Below are 14,638 nucleotides of genomic sequence, written 5' to 3'. Positions count from 1 at the left end.
AACCACCAGCAGGAGACAACATGCGATTTGAATTATTGCGAGGCGTAGTGGCCTCGGCAATGTGGTTTGCCCTGAGCGGCACCGTTGCCATCGCCCAAACCGGTTCAGTGAACGCCTTGGGCGCTGAAATAGCCGGCAATGCGGCCGGTACCATTCCTGAGTGGACTGGCGGGCTTACCAAAGCGCCAGCAGGGTTTGATCCCAAGAAGGGCTACGTTGACCCATTTGCAGGTGAAAAACCCTTGTTCGTGGTGAACCAGAGTAATTTGGCTCAGCATGAGAAATTTTTGCCTGCCGGGCAAATCGCCTTGATCAAACGCTATCCGAACTACAGCATTCCTGTTTATAAAACGCATCGCACTGCGGCTTTTTCCTCCGAGATGATGACGAGCATCAGCACGGAGGCTGGCAAAGCCAAGTTGGCGCATGGTGGCCTGGCCGTTGAAGGTATTCAATCCACCAGTGTGCCTTTCCCTCAGCCAAAAAACGGCCTTGAGGCGGTCTGGAACACTTTGCTTCGTCGCCCAGCACAAACTTTAAGGTCTCACACAGCTGGCTTTGTAGCAGGCAATGGCAGCAAGCCGATTACATTTGCCAGCAGCCAAACCATTGCGTGGGCGCCAGCGATCGGCAAGGCAGGCAGCACGCTGTTGTTTGCACTGATCGGCGAATCTACCAAGCCTTCCGCACAATCAGGCGAAGCGTTGTTGGTGCTCGATACCCTCAATTTTAAAGAAGATGCCCGCAATGCCTGGATCGTGAATTCAGGCCAGCGGCGTGTATTGCGCGCACCTGAACTGGTGCATGCCGCCCCGGCCGGAAACACCGATGCTTTGCGCACCGTCGACGACATATACGGATTCAACGGTTCGCCAGAGCGTTTTGAGTGGAAGTTGCAGGGCAAGCGCGAGATGTACATTCCTTATAACAATTACAAACTGAGCGACAAAAGCCTGAAGTACGACAACATGATCAACGATGCTTTTTTGAAGCCAGAGTTGACCCGGTTTGAACTGCACAGGGTGTGGGTGATTGAAGGCACATTGAAGCAGGGCGCAGAACACATCTACTCCAAGCGCACCATGTATGTGGATGAAGACAGCTGGTATGTAGCCTTGATGGACCAGTACGACACCAAGGGTGAACTGTGGCGCGTCAAAATGTTGTATTTGATGCAGGCCTACGATGCGCCCGGCTTGTATACCTCTGGGGAAGTGCAACATGACTTGAATGCACGCAAATCGGTATTCAGTGCATTCCAGAATGAAGAACCTGCCACAGAGTTCAACGTGCCAGTAAAAGCCGGCGAATTTACGCCCGCTGCACTGCGTAAATTGATGCGCTAACTTTGTGTGAAACTGCACTGGCAATTTAGAGTGCTTTTTCATCAGTACAGGGCGACCAACCACTACAATGTCGCCCAACTTACTTTGTATTCGCAAGGACCTTTCGCAGCATGGCTGAGCAGGACAAACCGGACAACGCAGAAGCCCATGCCAAGGCTGATGCCGATGGCAGCACCATGGACCGCATTAAAACCGGCGCCTTTGAACGCAACGTAGCCTTGACACGGATGGGTGTAGGTGCCGGTGCAAAAATTGCAGGCCACACGGTGCGCAATTTCTTTCGCCGTGGCGAATCCAAAGACGAAGCCAATCGAAATTTTTACCGCGCCCAAGCCAAAGAACTGGCCGATGAACTGGGTCGTTTGAAAGGCAGCGTCATGAAGGCCGGGCAGATGCTCTCGCTGTATGGGCAATATTTTTTGCCTGAAGAGGCTGTGGAGGTCTTGGCCACACTTCAAGACAACACTCCCGCAGTTAGTTGGTCGTTTGTTGAACCGCAATTGATTGACGCGCTGGGAGAAAGAACAATTGCAAAGCTCGACATTCAGCGAAAGCCAATTGCTGCTGCATCCTTGGGGCAGGCTCACCTGGCTACCCTCAAAGCCACTGGTGAGCAGGTTGTGGTCAAGATTCAGTACCCGGGTGTGGCCAACGCCATTGACACAGACATACGCACCTTGTCGCGCTTGATTTCCGCGACTCGCCTGGCTCCAAAAGCGCTTGATTTGACCGATGTGTTCAATGAACTGCGCGATATGCTTGTGCGTGAATGCGATTATGTCCAGGAGCGGGAATTCACCGAGACGTTTTACGACAGGCTGGCTGATAACCCACGTTTTATTGTGCCCAAGGTGTACCCCGAATTTTGTGCCCAACGTGTGCTGACAACACGCTATGAGCCTGGGTATTCCGTTTCTTCCAAAGAAGTTCAGGCCTTGTCGCAAAGCCGCAGAAATGCTTTGGCTCAAAGCTTTGCCGAGCTGTTTGTCACCGAGTTTTTTGAATGGAATCTGGTTCAGACCGATCCTCATTTCGGAAATTACCGGGTTCGCATTGATCCCGATGCAGAGAACGATCAGATCGTAACGCTGGATTTTGGTGCAACGCGTCCGTTCGACAAGTCCTTTGTTGACAGCTATGGGCGCATTGTTCGTGGATCTCTTCAAGCCGACAGGCAAGAAGTAGCCCGGGGTGTTCTGGACATTGGATTGATGGATGCCAGTACCCCCCAGTCTTTTCTGGAAGGGTTTGGCGATTTGACCGAACTGATAGTAGAGCCGTTTCGCAAACCATTTGACCCCATGGTGCCCGATCGGCTATATACACCTGGCGGTGCTTACCGATTTGGCGACACCGATTTGCCAGCCAGGGTTGGTCAAACTGCAGCCTTGAAAATGATGTCCAAGCATTTCAAGATACCCCCTCAGGAGATCATTTTTTTGCACCGCCGTATCGGTGGGGTGCTGGTTACCCTGAAAACCTTGCGAGCTGAACTGCGCCTGCATGCGTTGCTGAAACCTTATTTGGATTTGAATTAAGTTCGAATCAAGCCAGTTTTCTTTGTCCGGAATTGTCAACTGAAACTCTGTTTTGAAACAAAAACAGCAGGAACCTTTGCGCCTTAGAGCGCTCTAAATGTGCGTTAATGGTTATCGCACTGCATATTGATTATCTTTATTGAGCATATAGAGTAATTTGCATTGCTCTACCCATCGGCTTGTGATCAAATGATCAAAGTTGTCCTAGACAAAAAGGCGAACAGGATGTCAACAGCGCAAGACTCAATCGGTGTGGTGGTACTGGAACCCAACAAACAGTTGTTGGACAAAATTTGTGTGTTCGCCCAAAAAGTATGGGGTCAACACGAGGTCTTACCCCGTCAAACTGGCAAAGAACTTGCGTTGGCTGCTGAGAACCTAGATGTGGGAGTTGTGGTTGTTCGTGCCAGCTTTCAACGGTCAAGCGCTCTGATTCAAAACACTTTGCTTGACATGTATGCGGCAGGCACACAAATCCTGATTATTCAGGACACACCCTTCAGAGTATCCGAGGCAACATGGGCTTCCTTTGCTGGGCTTCACTTTTTGTCGGACAAAGCCACTGACGAGCAACTGAATGATTTGCTCACAATGACCTTGGTTCGACACTGCATGCCCCAGTTCAACAAATTGATTTGACCTAGACAGACAATCTAAGTCATTCACAACTATCTGCCACTGTCAGCGTAAATTTATAGTGTCCCCATGCCCCAGCAGCTCAAAGTTGCTGGGCGCCACATTGTGCTTTTCCAGTGCAAGTTTCAAATCGCCAATAGGTTGATCAAGCGGTTCATCGGTCAGCTCAAAAGTACCCCAATGAATGCCCATGGACTTGGCAGACCGCACATCTTTGTGAATTTGCACGGCCTCATCCGGGTTAATGTGCTGGGCTTTCATAAACCAGCGAGGTTCGTAAGCGCCCACCGCAATTGCGCTGAAGTCAAATGGACCCAAGCGTTTTCCAATTTCTTCGAAGTCTTTGCTGTAGCCTGTGTCGCCAGAGAAATAGAAGTTCAGCTTGGGGTTTTTCATCGTCCAGCCGCCCCACAGTGATTTATTCCTGTCTGTCAGCGTGCGCGCAGACCAGTGATACGCGGGCACGAAGGTAATCTGGTTTTCTCCAATGGTGTGAGTTTCCCACCAGTCCATTTCCCTGACTTTTTCAATACCCCAGCTTTTCAAAAGCGACTCAAGACCAAGCGGTACAAGAAAGAGGGCATCAGGCTGCTGCTTGGCCAGTTTGACCACGGTGTTGTGATCCAGGTGGTCGTAATGGCTGTGGCTTATCACCACCACATCAATCTTCGGCAGGTTTTCAACACGGCTTGGCGATTGAACCTTGCGGGATGGACCCGCCCATTGCACCGGAAAGGCGCGAACTGAAAAGTGAGGATCGGTCAGCATGGTGAAACCATTTGCGCGAACCATGACGGTGGCATGTCCAAGCCAGGTGGCTGTGGTTTCCGAGTACTCGGAAAGCTGGCTTTTGTCGAATGCCTTTTGGGGGAAATCAGCGTAGCTGGCTAAGAATTTACCTGGAGGAGGGGGCAAATCTTTTCCGAATCGTTCGCGGTACCAACGAAGCAGGTCAGACATTGGTTTTGAAACAATGGTGCCATCGGAATTCACAAAGCCATCTGGCCTGTGGTGGGGCTTGCTGGAATCGAAATATGGATTCGACGCTGCACAACCCTGAATTAAAACACCTGCGATGACACTAAACACACCAGCTACGACATACTTCATGGTTCAACAAGGATGAATTAGAGTTCCTTCCACTGTGTCGCCAAATAAACAGCAACAGGCAAGCCGAAGTAGAGCAAACAAAGTACTCTGAAATGGTCCATTGATTCTACCGCAGTGCTGCTGTTTGTGTTTAATTCGAGGCCACCCAGTTGTCCAGGGTTGCCGGCAAAGGCCAGCTCAAGGGTGCTGCTGGTTTCAAACAAGGGTGCAATAAATGCAGGCTCGAGAACAAAAGCGCAACCCAACACCCACAGAACGAAAAACACAGTGAATCGCTTGATACTCATCTTGATTACTCCTTTGACCATTTTTTGTCGCCCTGAAAACAACTGTACAATAAACACTGTAACTGTGTACAGTATTTTTTAATTTCTGTGGTTTTTTGTAGTCTTGTGGGGCGCGCTCGAACAAACTCTGGCTGTTACAATCCAGACACACTGTTTTATCCACACAGAGAGGCACTTTATGCAGTCCCAACGAATCTCGATCAACGCCAAAGACGGCGGCAAGTTTGGCGCTTATTTGTCCCTTCCTCCCACAGGCAAGGGTCCAGGTATTGTGTTGATTCAGGAAATTTTTGGTGTGAACCAGCATATTCGCGAGGTAGCAGACCAGTACGCCAGCGACGGTTTTGTGGTGCTTGCTCCCGATGTGTTTTGGCGTCAGGAACCGGGTGTTGACATTGCTTATGATGATGCCGGTTTTAAAAAAGGATTTGCGCTGATGCAGGGAATGGATTTTCCCAAAGCGGTTCAAGATTTGTGTTCCGCTGCCGAGGCACTGAAGGCTCGTCCCGAAGTGAGTGGAAAAGTGGCCAGTCTGGGTTTTTGCATGGGTGGTATGTTGTCTTATCTGGTGGGTTCTACGCCGGGTGCCGTGGACGCAAGTATCTGCTACTACGGTGGCGGAATTCACACCGCGCTTGATCGTGCGCCCCAAGTCAAAGTTCCGATGTTGATGCATTTTGCCGAGAAAGACGGCTTTATACCTCTGGAAGCTGTGTCTCAAATCAAAGCAGCCTTTGAATCCAACCACAACGTTGAAATTCACACCTATCCAAATGTGGACCATGGCTTTAATTGTTGGGGGCGCCCAATGTATCAGCAGAAGGCCGCAGCATTGGCCAGGGGTCGCTCGCTGGAGTTTTTGTCCCGAACCATCTCGGCCTGAGTCATTTTTAAAGGCTACTTTCTTGAAAGCACCTTCTGCCAGCGCCGCTTCCCTGAGCAAGATAGTCTCAAAGGCAATTGACGATTCATGGCGCAATCATCCTTTGCTGTGTTTACTCTTTGCCGTGGGTGTTCTTGCCTCAATTGTGTTTTGGACGCAGTTGGGTGAATTGGCCTGGTTTGGGCAGCTTTTGTTGTTGTTAGTGGTTGTCGTGGTTTCCTATGTCGCGGGCAGGGTACTGACCCGCGCATGGATGAGTTTTCAGCTCAAGGAAAGTTTGTTGAACCTGGGCAGTCAGGACGCCGCGCCCGATTACCTGGCGGGAAAAGATTTTTTCGAAACTCTGGTTAACACGGTACACAGGTTGAATCAGCAACAGCATATGCTGCTGGCTGGTTTTGAAGAAGAAAAACGCCGTCTGCTCAGTGTCGAGAACTGCCTGAACGGTTTTGTAGTCGAGTTCAGCGTGACCGAGCAAGGGCGCGTGCGGGTCGAGAATGTCGACAATTCGATTGAACGTTTTTTCTCGCTGACCCGGGCTGAATTCATTGCCGATTGGACTCTTGTTCTCAAGCACATAGATTCAAAGTATCACGCTGCGATACGTACCGTGTTGTCGCGTCCAGAGGCTTTTCCAAATCGGGAGTCGCTGGTTTTTTCAACCGCTCGGCGTAGCGGGGTAGAGCCACAATATTTCCAGTTGACACTGCAGCGCGAAGCAAAGGCGCCGGGAGTCAGCATGTATGCGGTTTGCCTTGATGTCAGCGATTTGGTGCTGGCCAAAGAGCAGGCCGAGAGCGCCGATCGCGCCAAGTCGGAATTTTTGGCGACCATTAGCCATGAATTGCGTACACCATTGAACGCCATTATCGGTTTTTCGAAGTTGCTTGAGGAGCAGCTGGATGACCCAGAGTTGCGGGGTGATGTTCGCAACATTTCCAGCTCTGCAACCAGCCTGCATTTGATTTTGAGTGATGTGCTGGAGTATTCGCGAATTCAGGCCAATGGATTGAAGCTAGATCCTTCGCCATTTGATCTGGATGCCATGGTGCGCCAGGTGTATTCACTCAACCGCAATTTGGCCCTTAAGAAAAATATCGAGTTTTCTTTGGTGAATGAGTCTGAGGGCCCTTGCTTTGTGCACGGCGATGCAAACCGGCTGAGGCAGGTGGTTCAAAACCTGGTTTCCAATGCGTTGAAGTTCACCGACACCGGTTATGTGAAAATGCGTTTAATGACCTCACAACCCACGCAAGGGCGAACAGAGGTTTTCATTGAAGTGGCTGACAGCGGTATAGGAATCAGTCAGCCAGCCTTGCAAAAACTGTTTCAGCGATTTAGCCAAGCCAGCCGTGAAATTAACCGCCAATATGGTGGCACCGGCTTGGGCTTGGCGATTTGCAAGGGGCTTGTCGAGCTGATGGGTGGGCGTATTGATGTGAGTTCTGAACCAGGTGTGGGCTCGGTGTTTACCGTCAGTTTGAATTTGCCGCTGGCCTCTGCCCAAGGCCAGGCCAAGTCGAGTAAGGCGGTTGAGTCGCCCTCAAGGGCGCTGAGTATTCTGGTGGTAGATGATCATCCCATGAACATCAAGTTGCTGGACCGCTACCTTGGAAAAAGAGGGCATCAGGTGGTGCAAGCCACAGGTGGTTTGCCGGCCGTGGAACTGTGCGAGAAACAGTGTTTTGACTTGGTGTTGATGGACATTGACATGCCCGATCTCGACGGGCATGAAGCCACGAAAGTGATCCGGGGATCCGAGAACGCAGCCTCAAAACACAGCTTTATTTGTGCCTTGTCGGGCTTGTCGGATGACAAAAGCATTGCCATGTCGACACAGGCCGGTATGAATTTGCACATGACCAAACCTGTTTCTTTCGAGAAGCTGGACAAATTGATTGAAGAGATTGCCCAGAAAACAGCTTGAATACCGCTTGGAAAAAGGCTTGGCATTACACAATGCCCAGTTGCTTTTCGAGATAGGACTTTGCTTTTTCCAGCCAAATGGTGAGTGCAGCCAGCAAGTCACTTTGACTGAATGAGCAACTTTCCCCGCCAAACATGGCGGTGCTTTCCAGGCGCTCTAGAATGCTTTCAAGGGCACCTTCGAATACCGCAGGTAAATCGCGTAACAGGTCTTTTTCTTGCCGGAACGCGAAAATTAGTGCGCTGGTGTTTTCAAATTCATTATTTTCGAGTGAATCTGATAGCTTTTTTATCCGCAATAGCGGATCTGCTGGTATGTTACTCATGAGTATTATTTAACCAAATTATTATTTCGGCAGTGTACTCCAGCACAAGGAGCGCGGCCTGAAAACTGAGGAGAATTTGACATGGACAGCAAACTTTCACTGGATAAAACAGCCACTGTGGCTTTGAATTACGATGCCGTATTGGTCGACCTCGAAGCAATTGAGCCGTTGATTTCAATTTTCCCCAAACTGGAAAGTTTGAACAAGCTTGGCCCAAATACTTTTGAGTGGAAACTCAAGCCCATCGGCGCCATGGGCGTGTCGCATGCGGTTCACTACGCAGCCACTTATGAAGTGGACAAGGCCAACGGACGCTTGAGCTTCAAGGCCAAAGAAGGCGTGGGCAATGCAAGTCTTTCAGGTTTGTTTCAGTTCAAGCCCAATGGCAAGCAAGTCGACATTGAAATTGAGATCAACGGGCAGCTGCGGGACATCAAGGTACCCATGTTGTTGAAAGCTGCCACACCTGGTTTTATTAAAACCATGTTTGACGGACTGGTCGATCGATTCATTGAAAAACTGGGGGAGAAGTATGGCAAGTAACAAACTAGCCAATTACGACACCGGCAAAGCAATGCGCACCAAGGTATTGGGTGCCGATTATGTAGCCAAGGCGGTGTCAAATCCCGATGATTTTGCGGCACCGCTTCAAGACATTGTCACCGCCTATGCCTGGGGCACTGTGTGGCCCCGTGAAGGGCTCGAGCCCAAAATTCGCAGCATTGCGACTGTGTCGATGTTGATTGCGCTGAATCGTCCCAATGAATTGAAGTTGCACATGCGCGGAGCAATCAACAATGGCCTAACTCCCAATGAGCTGCGCGAGTTGATTATTCATGCCAGCGTGTATTGCGGGTTTCCGGCTGCCATGGACAGCATGCGCCAGGCCAAGGCTTTGCTGGAAGAACTGGAAGCTGAAAAAACATCTGACAAGTAAGTTGATTGACTTACTTTGTGCATAAAAAAACCGGCGTTCGGATCGATCCTGACGCCGGTTTTTCTTTTGGATGTGGTTGAGTTATTTTTCGACGAATGCGCGCTCGAACACATAATCGCCGGGTTCACCCACGCCGGGTGACACCACAAACCCCTTGGCATCCAGAATACCGCGAATGTCTGCCAGCATGCTTGGGCTGCCGCAGATCATGGCACGGTCAGTTTCAGGATTGAGGGGCGGCAGACCAACATCCTTACACAATTCGCCATTTTCCATCAGCGTTGTAATACGCCCTACGTTCTTGAACTCTTCACGGGTTACGGTGGGGTAGTAGATCAGCTTCTCTCGCACCATGTCGCCAAAAAATTCGTTGTTGGGCAACTCTTCCGTAATGAATTCGCTGTAAGCCAACTCGTTCACGTAGCGCACACCGTGAACCAAAATCACTTTTTCAAAGCGCTCATAAACGTCTGGATCTTTGATCAGGCTCATGAAAGGGGCCAGTCCCGTGCCGGTACCAAACATGAACAGGTTTTTGCCGGGTTTCAAGTCATCAAGAATTAGTGTGCCTGTGGGCTTTTTACCCACCAGTACGGAGTCGCCCACCTTCAAATGCTGCAAGCGGGATGTCAGTTTGCCATCGGGCACCTTGATGCTGAAAAACTCAAGATGCTCCTCGTAATTTGCGCTGGCGATGCTGTATGCGCGTAGCAGCGGCTTGCCTTCAACTTCCAGGCCAATCATCACGAAGTGGCCGTTGTGAAAACGCAGCCCTGGGCTTCGCGTGGTTTTGAAGCTAAAGAGCGTGTCGTTCCAGTGATGGACTTCAGTGACTTGTTCTTGAATCAGGTTTGACATGGTTGCGGCTTTAATTCTCGTAAGTTTTTCAAACGGCCCAATAATAACGCACTGCATCAAAAAACGCTGTAAGTCATTCTATTTTTTAGTTATTTGCTTATTTGGAGTTGCCACTCTAACCCGTTGGAAAGAATACGGCTTCAATGGGGGTTATAAAGTGGAGTCGAAGGTACACCACAACAACATCCAATAAGGGCACAAAACCCATGACAGAGACAAACGAAAAACAGCGGCAGATGAGCCAGATGGTTGTACATTCAGGCGACGTGGAGCTGGCAGTAAGCAGCCACGGCGAACCCCACAATCCCACCATTATTCTGGTGCACGGCTACCCTGACTCTAGCACCGTGTGGGATCCCGTGGTCGATATTTTGAAGCATCACTTTCATGTGGTCACTTACGATGTGCGTGGCTGCGGCAAGTCGACCGAGCCCGGCTGGATGTGGGACTACTCTTTGGGCAAACTTTCTGAAGACTTGCAGGCGGTCATGCGGACTGTGTGTCCCACTCAGCCGGTTCATTTGGTGGCACACGATTGGGGCTCGATTCAAACTTGGGAAAGCGTGACTGACCATCGTCTCAAATCGCGCATTGCCAGCTACACCAGCATTTCAGGCCCCTGCCTGGACCACATCGGCATGTGGATGCGCAACAGTTTTGCCGCCAACAATCGAAAAGCCTTGGGCAATGTGATGGGGCAATTAATGCATTCCTGGTATGTGTATGCCTTTCAGCTGCCATTTTTAGCGCCGACTGCCTGGAAAATAGGCTTGGACAAAGCTTGGCCAGGCATTGTGAAGAAAATGGAAGGCGTGGAACATGACGCCAACCCCACACAACGAAAGGATGGGGTGAATGGCATCAACCTGTATCGCGCCAACATGCTGCCCCGAATCAGCAATCCGCGTTTGCGCCAAACCGAGGTGCCTGTGCAATTGCTGGTGCCCACCAAAGACAAGTTTGTAACCACAGCACTGGTGGAGTCTTGTTATCCATATGCCCACAATGTGTGGCGCCGCGACATTGATGCCCAACATTGGGTTGTGCAAAGCCATTCCGAGTGGGTTGCCAATTGCGTGTCGGAATTTGTGGAGTTTGCGGAAACTGGTCGAGAGAACCCGGGCCTCGCCAAAGCCAGGGTGCAGATATAAATGAAGTGTGAGATTAATAAAAAACCCGGCGTTGCCGGGTTTTTTGTTTCTGCTGAAGCTGTGTTTAAATAATGCCCAGCTTGATCATCACCATCAGCTGGCCTTCGCCCACCAAGCCGCCCAGAATGGCGCCAGTCATAATCAAAATCCATTCTTCCTGCTTGAACACCGGGCGCAACAGCCCCTCGAACTCCAGCGGTGTCATGGCTTGCATTTTCTTGCCCACCACGTTCTCGATATCGAGCGATGTCTGTACATAAGTTTCGGCATGCATGATCACATCGGCCAGGCGGGCCATCAACATTTCAGATGTATCTTGCTTCATGCGCTGGAATGATTCTGCGCCCACAGCCATCACCACGAAAGGCTTCACAATGCTGGCTTTGCTGTCCACCATTTCGCGTACGCGCTCATCCACCATTTTTTGAACACGTTCAGAAAGCGGGCCTGCCACCATTTCACCGATAATGGTTTGGGGCGTCAGAATATCCCGAGCGATAATTTTTGCGTAATCAGCAGCCACTTTTTGCTGGCGTTTGAGAAACAGGCCCTGAATGGTGTAAGAGCCGAATGGAATGGGCTTCTTGGGTTCGAACAAAATATTCAGTGCGATCCAGTCTGAAATAAAGCCAACCAGGAAACCGAATACAGGCAAAATCCATGGCTCTTTCAGCAGCACCCACAGAACCATTTGCACCACACCGATCATGAAACCGAAGTAAAGGCCTGACACGCCAAAGAACTTGAATTCCTCACGGCCCACTTCTTGAAAAATCCGGTTCAGCAGGTGCTTGTCCTTCATCAGGATACGAATCACCAAGGCCTTCAAATCCAGAATTTCATCGATGTTGCCTTTGATGTCTTCCATCACGCTTGCGATTACACCCGGCACATCTTTCTTCACTCGATCAATCAGCTTCTTCTGTGCAAAGTTGGGCAAACTTTCCCAAAGCCTGGGCTGATGTTTAGACATCACTTCGCGAATGATGGTCTCGATCACCTCCATCGCAGGGCCTTCCAGTTCTTTGCCCAGGCGTTCTGAATCCAGTTTGGAAACCACCTCATTGACCGACACAAGCTTGGTCGTAATGGTGTCAACTGCAATGGAAGCCATGCGAAGGGCATTGCGCGGCACAATACCTTGCCAGCCAAAGAAGGGAGGAATGCCCACAAACTTCATGGGATAGAACATCATTTTGACCGCGGCAATCTTGGTGACATAACCAAGGATGGCGGCAACTACAGGGATTGAGAGGTAAAAGAGGTAGTTCTGCTGAACATCAGCGTAAATAGTTGCCCAATCCATGAAAGGCGTCCCCTTAGAATCTTATTTTTTGTTGGTAAAGTATAAAGATATATAGTCGTCGATCTATTTTTTTGGACGGCTTTCTCTAATCTGTCTTGTCTCGTTCGCCAGTATAACGATCTATGGCTGCCCGCTAGGGGGTGGAAATTAGATCAATTATTTTAATAATTACTTCAGGATGATCGTTTTGGATTTCTCCTTCCTACATTTGGGGCTTCCTGTCTGGGCTGTTTTCTTGGCCATGGCAGCAGCGGGACTTTTTCTGGCCTGGTTTTTCCAGGCCGCAGCACTTTGGCTGATGTTCAATCCAAAAGAATTCAAGGGTTGGCGTATTCCTTTGTTCAGAAAACTCGGTTTACACCAGTTGGGCCTTGAGGGCTTGGGCTGGCAGGGTTTGGTGCCACACCAAAAATCGGTTATGGCTGAAATAGCGGTGCGCTTGATGACTCACAAACTACTGCCCCTGGATGAAATGATCAAGCGCATTCCAGCGCAGGGTTTGTCGGATCGCCTGACTCCGCCCATGCAAGAAACCGCAGACCTCGCATGCCGCGAGGTGATGCTGAAGCACAAGCCCACCTTGTGGGAGAGTTTGCCGAGCTTTTTACAGAACTCGATTATTTTCAGAATTCGCGGCATCGTGCCCGAAGTGGCCAAGCAGATCATTCTGGATTTGCAAAAGAAGCCGGCTTACTACCTGAGCCTGAAAACGCTCGTGCTGGATGTAGTGACCAGCAAACCATTTTTGGTCGTTGACCTTTTCAAGAGCGCAGGCAAAGACCCCATGGCTTACCTCATCCGTTTTTCCCTGTTTGCAGGGTTTGTGGTGGGTGTATTGCTGGCAGGAATTTCACTGTTTGGCATTCAATGGTATTGGCTGATCGTGGTGGGTATGGTGCTCGGGGCGTTGGCCAATGAATTGGCGCTGGAAAGCCTGTTTTTCCATCCAGATCACGGCACGATTCGTTTGGGAAAGTTCACGGGTTTCTTTTTCCGCGATCAAAAACACATTTCCGAATTGTTTGCGCAAACCGCCGCACGTGAAGTGTTGACTACCGAGAATATTGTGCTGGCACTTTGCCGTGGGCCCAATGCAAAGAATTTGTCATCATTGATTGATTACCATGTGCAGCGAGTCATGGACCTGGAGTCCAGTGGAATCAAGCCTTTGCTGGTGACCATTTTGGGCGCAGAGCAGTGGGTGGCCATCAAGCGCGATGCTGCAAAAATTTTCGCAAGCAAACTGGAAGCACATTTGATGGCAGCGCGTGTGTACCTCAACGATGCCTTGAGAATTGAGGAAGTGATTGTGGAACGGTTGTCTGGCCTGCCCGCCATGGAGTTTGAGAAAGCCCTGCGCCCGGTATTTTCCCGATATGAATGGATGATGCCCTTGATCGGAGCTGTATGGGGTGCCGTTTTGGCTGGGGTTTTACTGATTCTGATTTAAATAAAACAGGTTTTGAATCCGCATTTGGGTTGTCAGAGTATTACTTACAAATTCGACAACACAAACACTTATAGATTTTGGAGGCGACATGTCCACACAGGTAATTGGTTCAGTCAATGAGTTGGAAGGCCCGGTCAGCATTATGCGTGACGGCGAAACCCGATCATTGGCAGCGGGCGATTCCATCATGGCTGGCGATGTGATCACGGCCAGCGATTCCGGGCGTGCATCCATAATTTTGTCCAACAGTTACGGCGAGCCGATTGGCAATTTGCTGGTTGCTCCAACCGGAAGCGTTATTGCGGACACCACATTGAAAAATGGTCAGACCGCGTTGGTTTTCGAAGCCTTGTCGGACGACGGCGTGACCATCGCAAACCTCGACCCCGATTTTGCCGAAATGGTTGAATTGCAGGGTGTTGAACAAGCTGGTGCGGAAGGTGGCATGTTTGGTTTGTTTGGCGGTGGCTTGCTGGCAGGTGGTTCACTTGGGGGCACCGCCGCAGCAGTGGGCGCGGGTGCGGTTGGTTTGGGTTTGCTTGCCTCTTCCAGTGATGATGAGGGTTCGGGCCCGACCAATTCCACGGGTGGTGGTACTGTGGACGACAACGACGATGATGGCGATGGTGGTGGTGACGACGGCGGTGGCGACACCGGCGGTACAACAGGGACGCCTCTGGATGCCGTGCTGGATCCAGTTTTGGACGCTTTGGCAGGAACGCCTCTTGTGGCTGTAACTGAACCTTTGGCTGATGCACTGGGCATGTTAGGTGATGCCGCAGGCGGTGGTGGCGGTGAAACAGACGGCCCCACGGGCACACCTCTGGATGCGGTACTTGGCCCGTTGGCTGATGCCGCAGGCGGTGGTGGCGGTGAAACAGACG

14 protein-coding genes and 1 pseudogene are annotated in these 14,638 nt (G+C 50.5%); 10 read left to right on the top strand and 5 right to left on the bottom strand.

Going from position 1 to position 14,638, the window contains the following annotated elements; genetic code table 11:
• Positions 1-20: 20 nt before the first annotated feature.
• The 3 genes from BSZ31_RS13640 to BSZ31_RS13630 all read left to right on the top strand — a co-directional run bounded on the left by BSZ31_RS13640 (position 21) and on the right by BSZ31_RS13630 (position 3,523).
• On the top strand, positions 21-1,346 hold the full coding sequence (locus BSZ31_RS13640) for a DUF1329 domain-containing protein (RefSeq protein WP_105029198.1): 1,326 nt from the start codon (positions 21-23) through the stop codon (positions 1,344-1,346).
• 110 nt (positions 1,347-1,456) lie between these two features.
• Positions 1,457-2,884 (top strand): AarF/ABC1/UbiB kinase family protein, encoded by a 1,428-nt coding sequence (locus BSZ31_RS13635; protein ID WP_105029197.1) that lies wholly within the window; start codon positions 1,457-1,459, stop codon positions 2,882-2,884.
• Positions 2,885-3,109: 225 nt separating this feature from the next.
• Positions 3,110-3,523 (top strand): hypothetical protein, encoded by a 414-nt coding sequence (locus BSZ31_RS13630; RefSeq protein WP_146106702.1) that lies wholly within the window; start codon positions 3,110-3,112, stop codon positions 3,521-3,523.
• 42 nt (positions 3,524-3,565) lie between these two features.
• Here the strand turns inward: BSZ31_RS13630 and BSZ31_RS13625 are convergent, their stop codons facing one another.
• Both BSZ31_RS13625 and BSZ31_RS13620 read right to left on the bottom strand, forming a co-directional pair.
• Positions 3,566-4,630: an MBL fold metallo-hydrolase gene (locus BSZ31_RS13625; protein WP_105029195.1), complete on the bottom strand. Its 1,065-nt coding sequence runs from the start codon at positions 4,628-4,630 to the stop codon at positions 3,566-3,568.
• Positions 4,631-4,647: 17 nt separating this feature from the next.
• Entirely contained in the window at positions 4,648-4,917 is a 270-nt protein-coding gene (locus tag BSZ31_RS13620) for a hypothetical protein (RefSeq protein WP_146106701.1), read from the bottom strand.
• Between the two features lie 178 nt (positions 4,918-5,095).
• Here BSZ31_RS13620 and BSZ31_RS13615 point away from each other — a divergent pair, with 178 nt between their 5' ends.
• Complete coding sequence (locus BSZ31_RS13615) at positions 5,096-5,800, top strand: dienelactone hydrolase family protein (protein ID WP_105029193.1); 705 nt, start codon at positions 5,096-5,098, stop codon at positions 5,798-5,800.
• Between the two features lie 22 nt (positions 5,801-5,822).
• On the top strand, positions 5,823-7,727 hold the full coding sequence (locus BSZ31_RS13610) for a hybrid sensor histidine kinase/response regulator (RefSeq protein ID WP_168426991.1): 1,905 nt from the start codon (positions 5,823-5,825) through the stop codon (positions 7,725-7,727).
• A gap of 25 nt (positions 7,728-7,752) precedes the next feature.
• Here BSZ31_RS13610 and BSZ31_RS13605 read toward each other — a convergent pair whose 3' ends face one another.
• The gene (locus BSZ31_RS13605; protein ID WP_008250842.1) at positions 7,753-8,052 is read right to left on the bottom strand and encodes a hypothetical protein; all 300 of its coding nucleotides are present in this window, start codon (positions 8,050-8,052) and stop codon (positions 7,753-7,755) included.
• Positions 8,053-8,133: 81 nt separating this feature from the next.
• On the opposite strand from BSZ31_RS13605, the gene BSZ31_RS13600 reads away from it, so the two are divergent.
• Both BSZ31_RS13600 and BSZ31_RS13595 read left to right on the top strand, forming a co-directional pair.
• On the top strand, positions 8,134-8,595 hold the full coding sequence (locus BSZ31_RS13600; RefSeq protein ID WP_105029191.1) for a hypothetical protein: 462 nt from the start codon (positions 8,134-8,136) through the stop codon (positions 8,593-8,595).
• A complete protein-coding gene (locus BSZ31_RS13595; RefSeq protein WP_105029190.1) occupies positions 8,585-8,989 on the top strand; it encodes a carboxymuconolactone decarboxylase family protein in 405 nt (134 codons plus the stop codon). Before BSZ31_RS13600 ends, BSZ31_RS13595 begins: the two co-directional genes overlap by 11 nt.
• 81 nt (positions 8,990-9,070) lie before the next feature.
• Here BSZ31_RS13595 and BSZ31_RS13590 read toward each other — a convergent pair whose 3' ends face one another.
• Complete coding sequence (locus tag BSZ31_RS13590; RefSeq protein ID WP_008250838.1) at positions 9,071-9,847, bottom strand: ferredoxin--NADP reductase; 777 nt, start codon at positions 9,845-9,847, stop codon at positions 9,071-9,073.
• A 206-nt stretch (positions 9,848-10,053) separates the two neighbouring features.
• On the opposite strand from BSZ31_RS13590, the gene BSZ31_RS13585 reads away from it, so the two are divergent.
• Positions 10,054-10,998, top strand: coding sequence for an alpha/beta fold hydrolase (locus tag BSZ31_RS13585; RefSeq protein ID WP_168426990.1), 945 nt, complete (start codon positions 10,054-10,056; stop codon positions 10,996-10,998).
• 64 nt (positions 10,999-11,062) lie between these two features.
• On the opposite strand, the gene BSZ31_RS13580 is transcribed toward BSZ31_RS13585, so the two are convergent.
• Positions 11,063-12,304 (bottom strand): DUF445 domain-containing protein, encoded by a 1,242-nt coding sequence (locus BSZ31_RS13580; protein WP_008250836.1) that lies wholly within the window; start codon positions 12,302-12,304, stop codon positions 11,063-11,065.
• 235 nt (positions 12,305-12,539) lie between these two features.
• Here BSZ31_RS13580 and BSZ31_RS13575 point away from each other — a divergent pair, with 235 nt between their 5' ends.
• Both BSZ31_RS13575 and BSZ31_RS13570 read left to right on the top strand, forming a co-directional pair.
• Positions 12,540-13,754, top strand: coding sequence for a DUF445 domain-containing protein (locus tag BSZ31_RS13575; protein ID WP_146106700.1), 1,215 nt, complete (start codon positions 12,540-12,542; stop codon positions 13,752-13,754).
• An 88-nt stretch (positions 13,755-13,842) separates the two neighbouring features.
• Positions 13,843-14,638: pseudogene (locus BSZ31_RS13570) on the top strand (hypothetical protein); the annotation flags it as partial.

This window comes from Limnobacter sp. SAORIC-690 (genome assembly GCF_002954425.1).
GTDB lineage: Bacteria > Pseudomonadota > Gammaproteobacteria > Burkholderiales > Burkholderiaceae_B > Limnobacter > Limnobacter profundi.
Note: the sequence above shows the minus strand (reverse complement) of the source record. Positions and strands in the feature narration are given on the sequence as shown.

What these genes read in the sequence shown, in the direction of transcription:
- BSZ31_RS13615 (WP_105029193.1), top strand. Translation starts at nt 5,096, where the DNA reads ATGCAGTCCCAACGAATCTCGATCAACGCCAAAGACGGCGGCAAGTTT.
- BSZ31_RS13625 (WP_105029195.1), bottom strand. Translation starts at nt 4,630, where the DNA reads ATGAAGTATGTCGTAGCTGGTGTGTTTAGTGTCATCGCAGGTGTTTTA.
- BSZ31_RS13620 (WP_146106701.1), bottom strand. Translation starts at nt 4,917, where the DNA reads ATGAGTATCAAGCGATTCACTGTGTTTTTCGTTCTGTGGGTGTTGGGT.
- BSZ31_RS13635 (WP_105029197.1), top strand. Translation starts at nt 1,457, where the DNA reads ATGGCTGAGCAGGACAAACCGGACAACGCAGAAGCCCATGCCAAGGCT.
- BSZ31_RS13595 (WP_105029190.1), top strand. Translation starts at nt 8,585, where the DNA reads ATGGCAAGTAACAAACTAGCCAATTACGACACCGGCAAAGCAATGCGC.
- BSZ31_RS13580 (WP_008250836.1), bottom strand. Translation starts at nt 12,304, where the DNA reads ATGGATTGGGCAACTATTTACGCTGATGTTCAGCAGAACTACCTCTTT.
- BSZ31_RS13600 (WP_105029191.1), top strand. Translation starts at nt 8,134, where the DNA reads ATGGACAGCAAACTTTCACTGGATAAAACAGCCACTGTGGCTTTGAAT.
- BSZ31_RS13590 (WP_008250838.1), bottom strand. Translation starts at nt 9,847, where the DNA reads ATGTCAAACCTGATTCAAGAACAAGTCACTGAAGTCCATCACTGGAAC.
- BSZ31_RS13585 (WP_168426990.1), top strand. Translation starts at nt 10,054, where the DNA reads ATGACAGAGACAAACGAAAAACAGCGGCAGATGAGCCAGATGGTTGTA.
- BSZ31_RS13605 (WP_008250842.1), bottom strand. Translation starts at nt 8,052, where the DNA reads ATGAGTAACATACCAGCAGATCCGCTATTGCGGATAAAAAAGCTATCA.
- BSZ31_RS13630 (WP_146106702.1), top strand. Translation starts at nt 3,110, where the DNA reads ATGTCAACAGCGCAAGACTCAATCGGTGTGGTGGTACTGGAACCCAAC.
- BSZ31_RS13640 (WP_105029198.1), top strand. Translation starts at nt 21, where the DNA reads ATGCGATTTGAATTATTGCGAGGCGTAGTGGCCTCGGCAATGTGGTTT.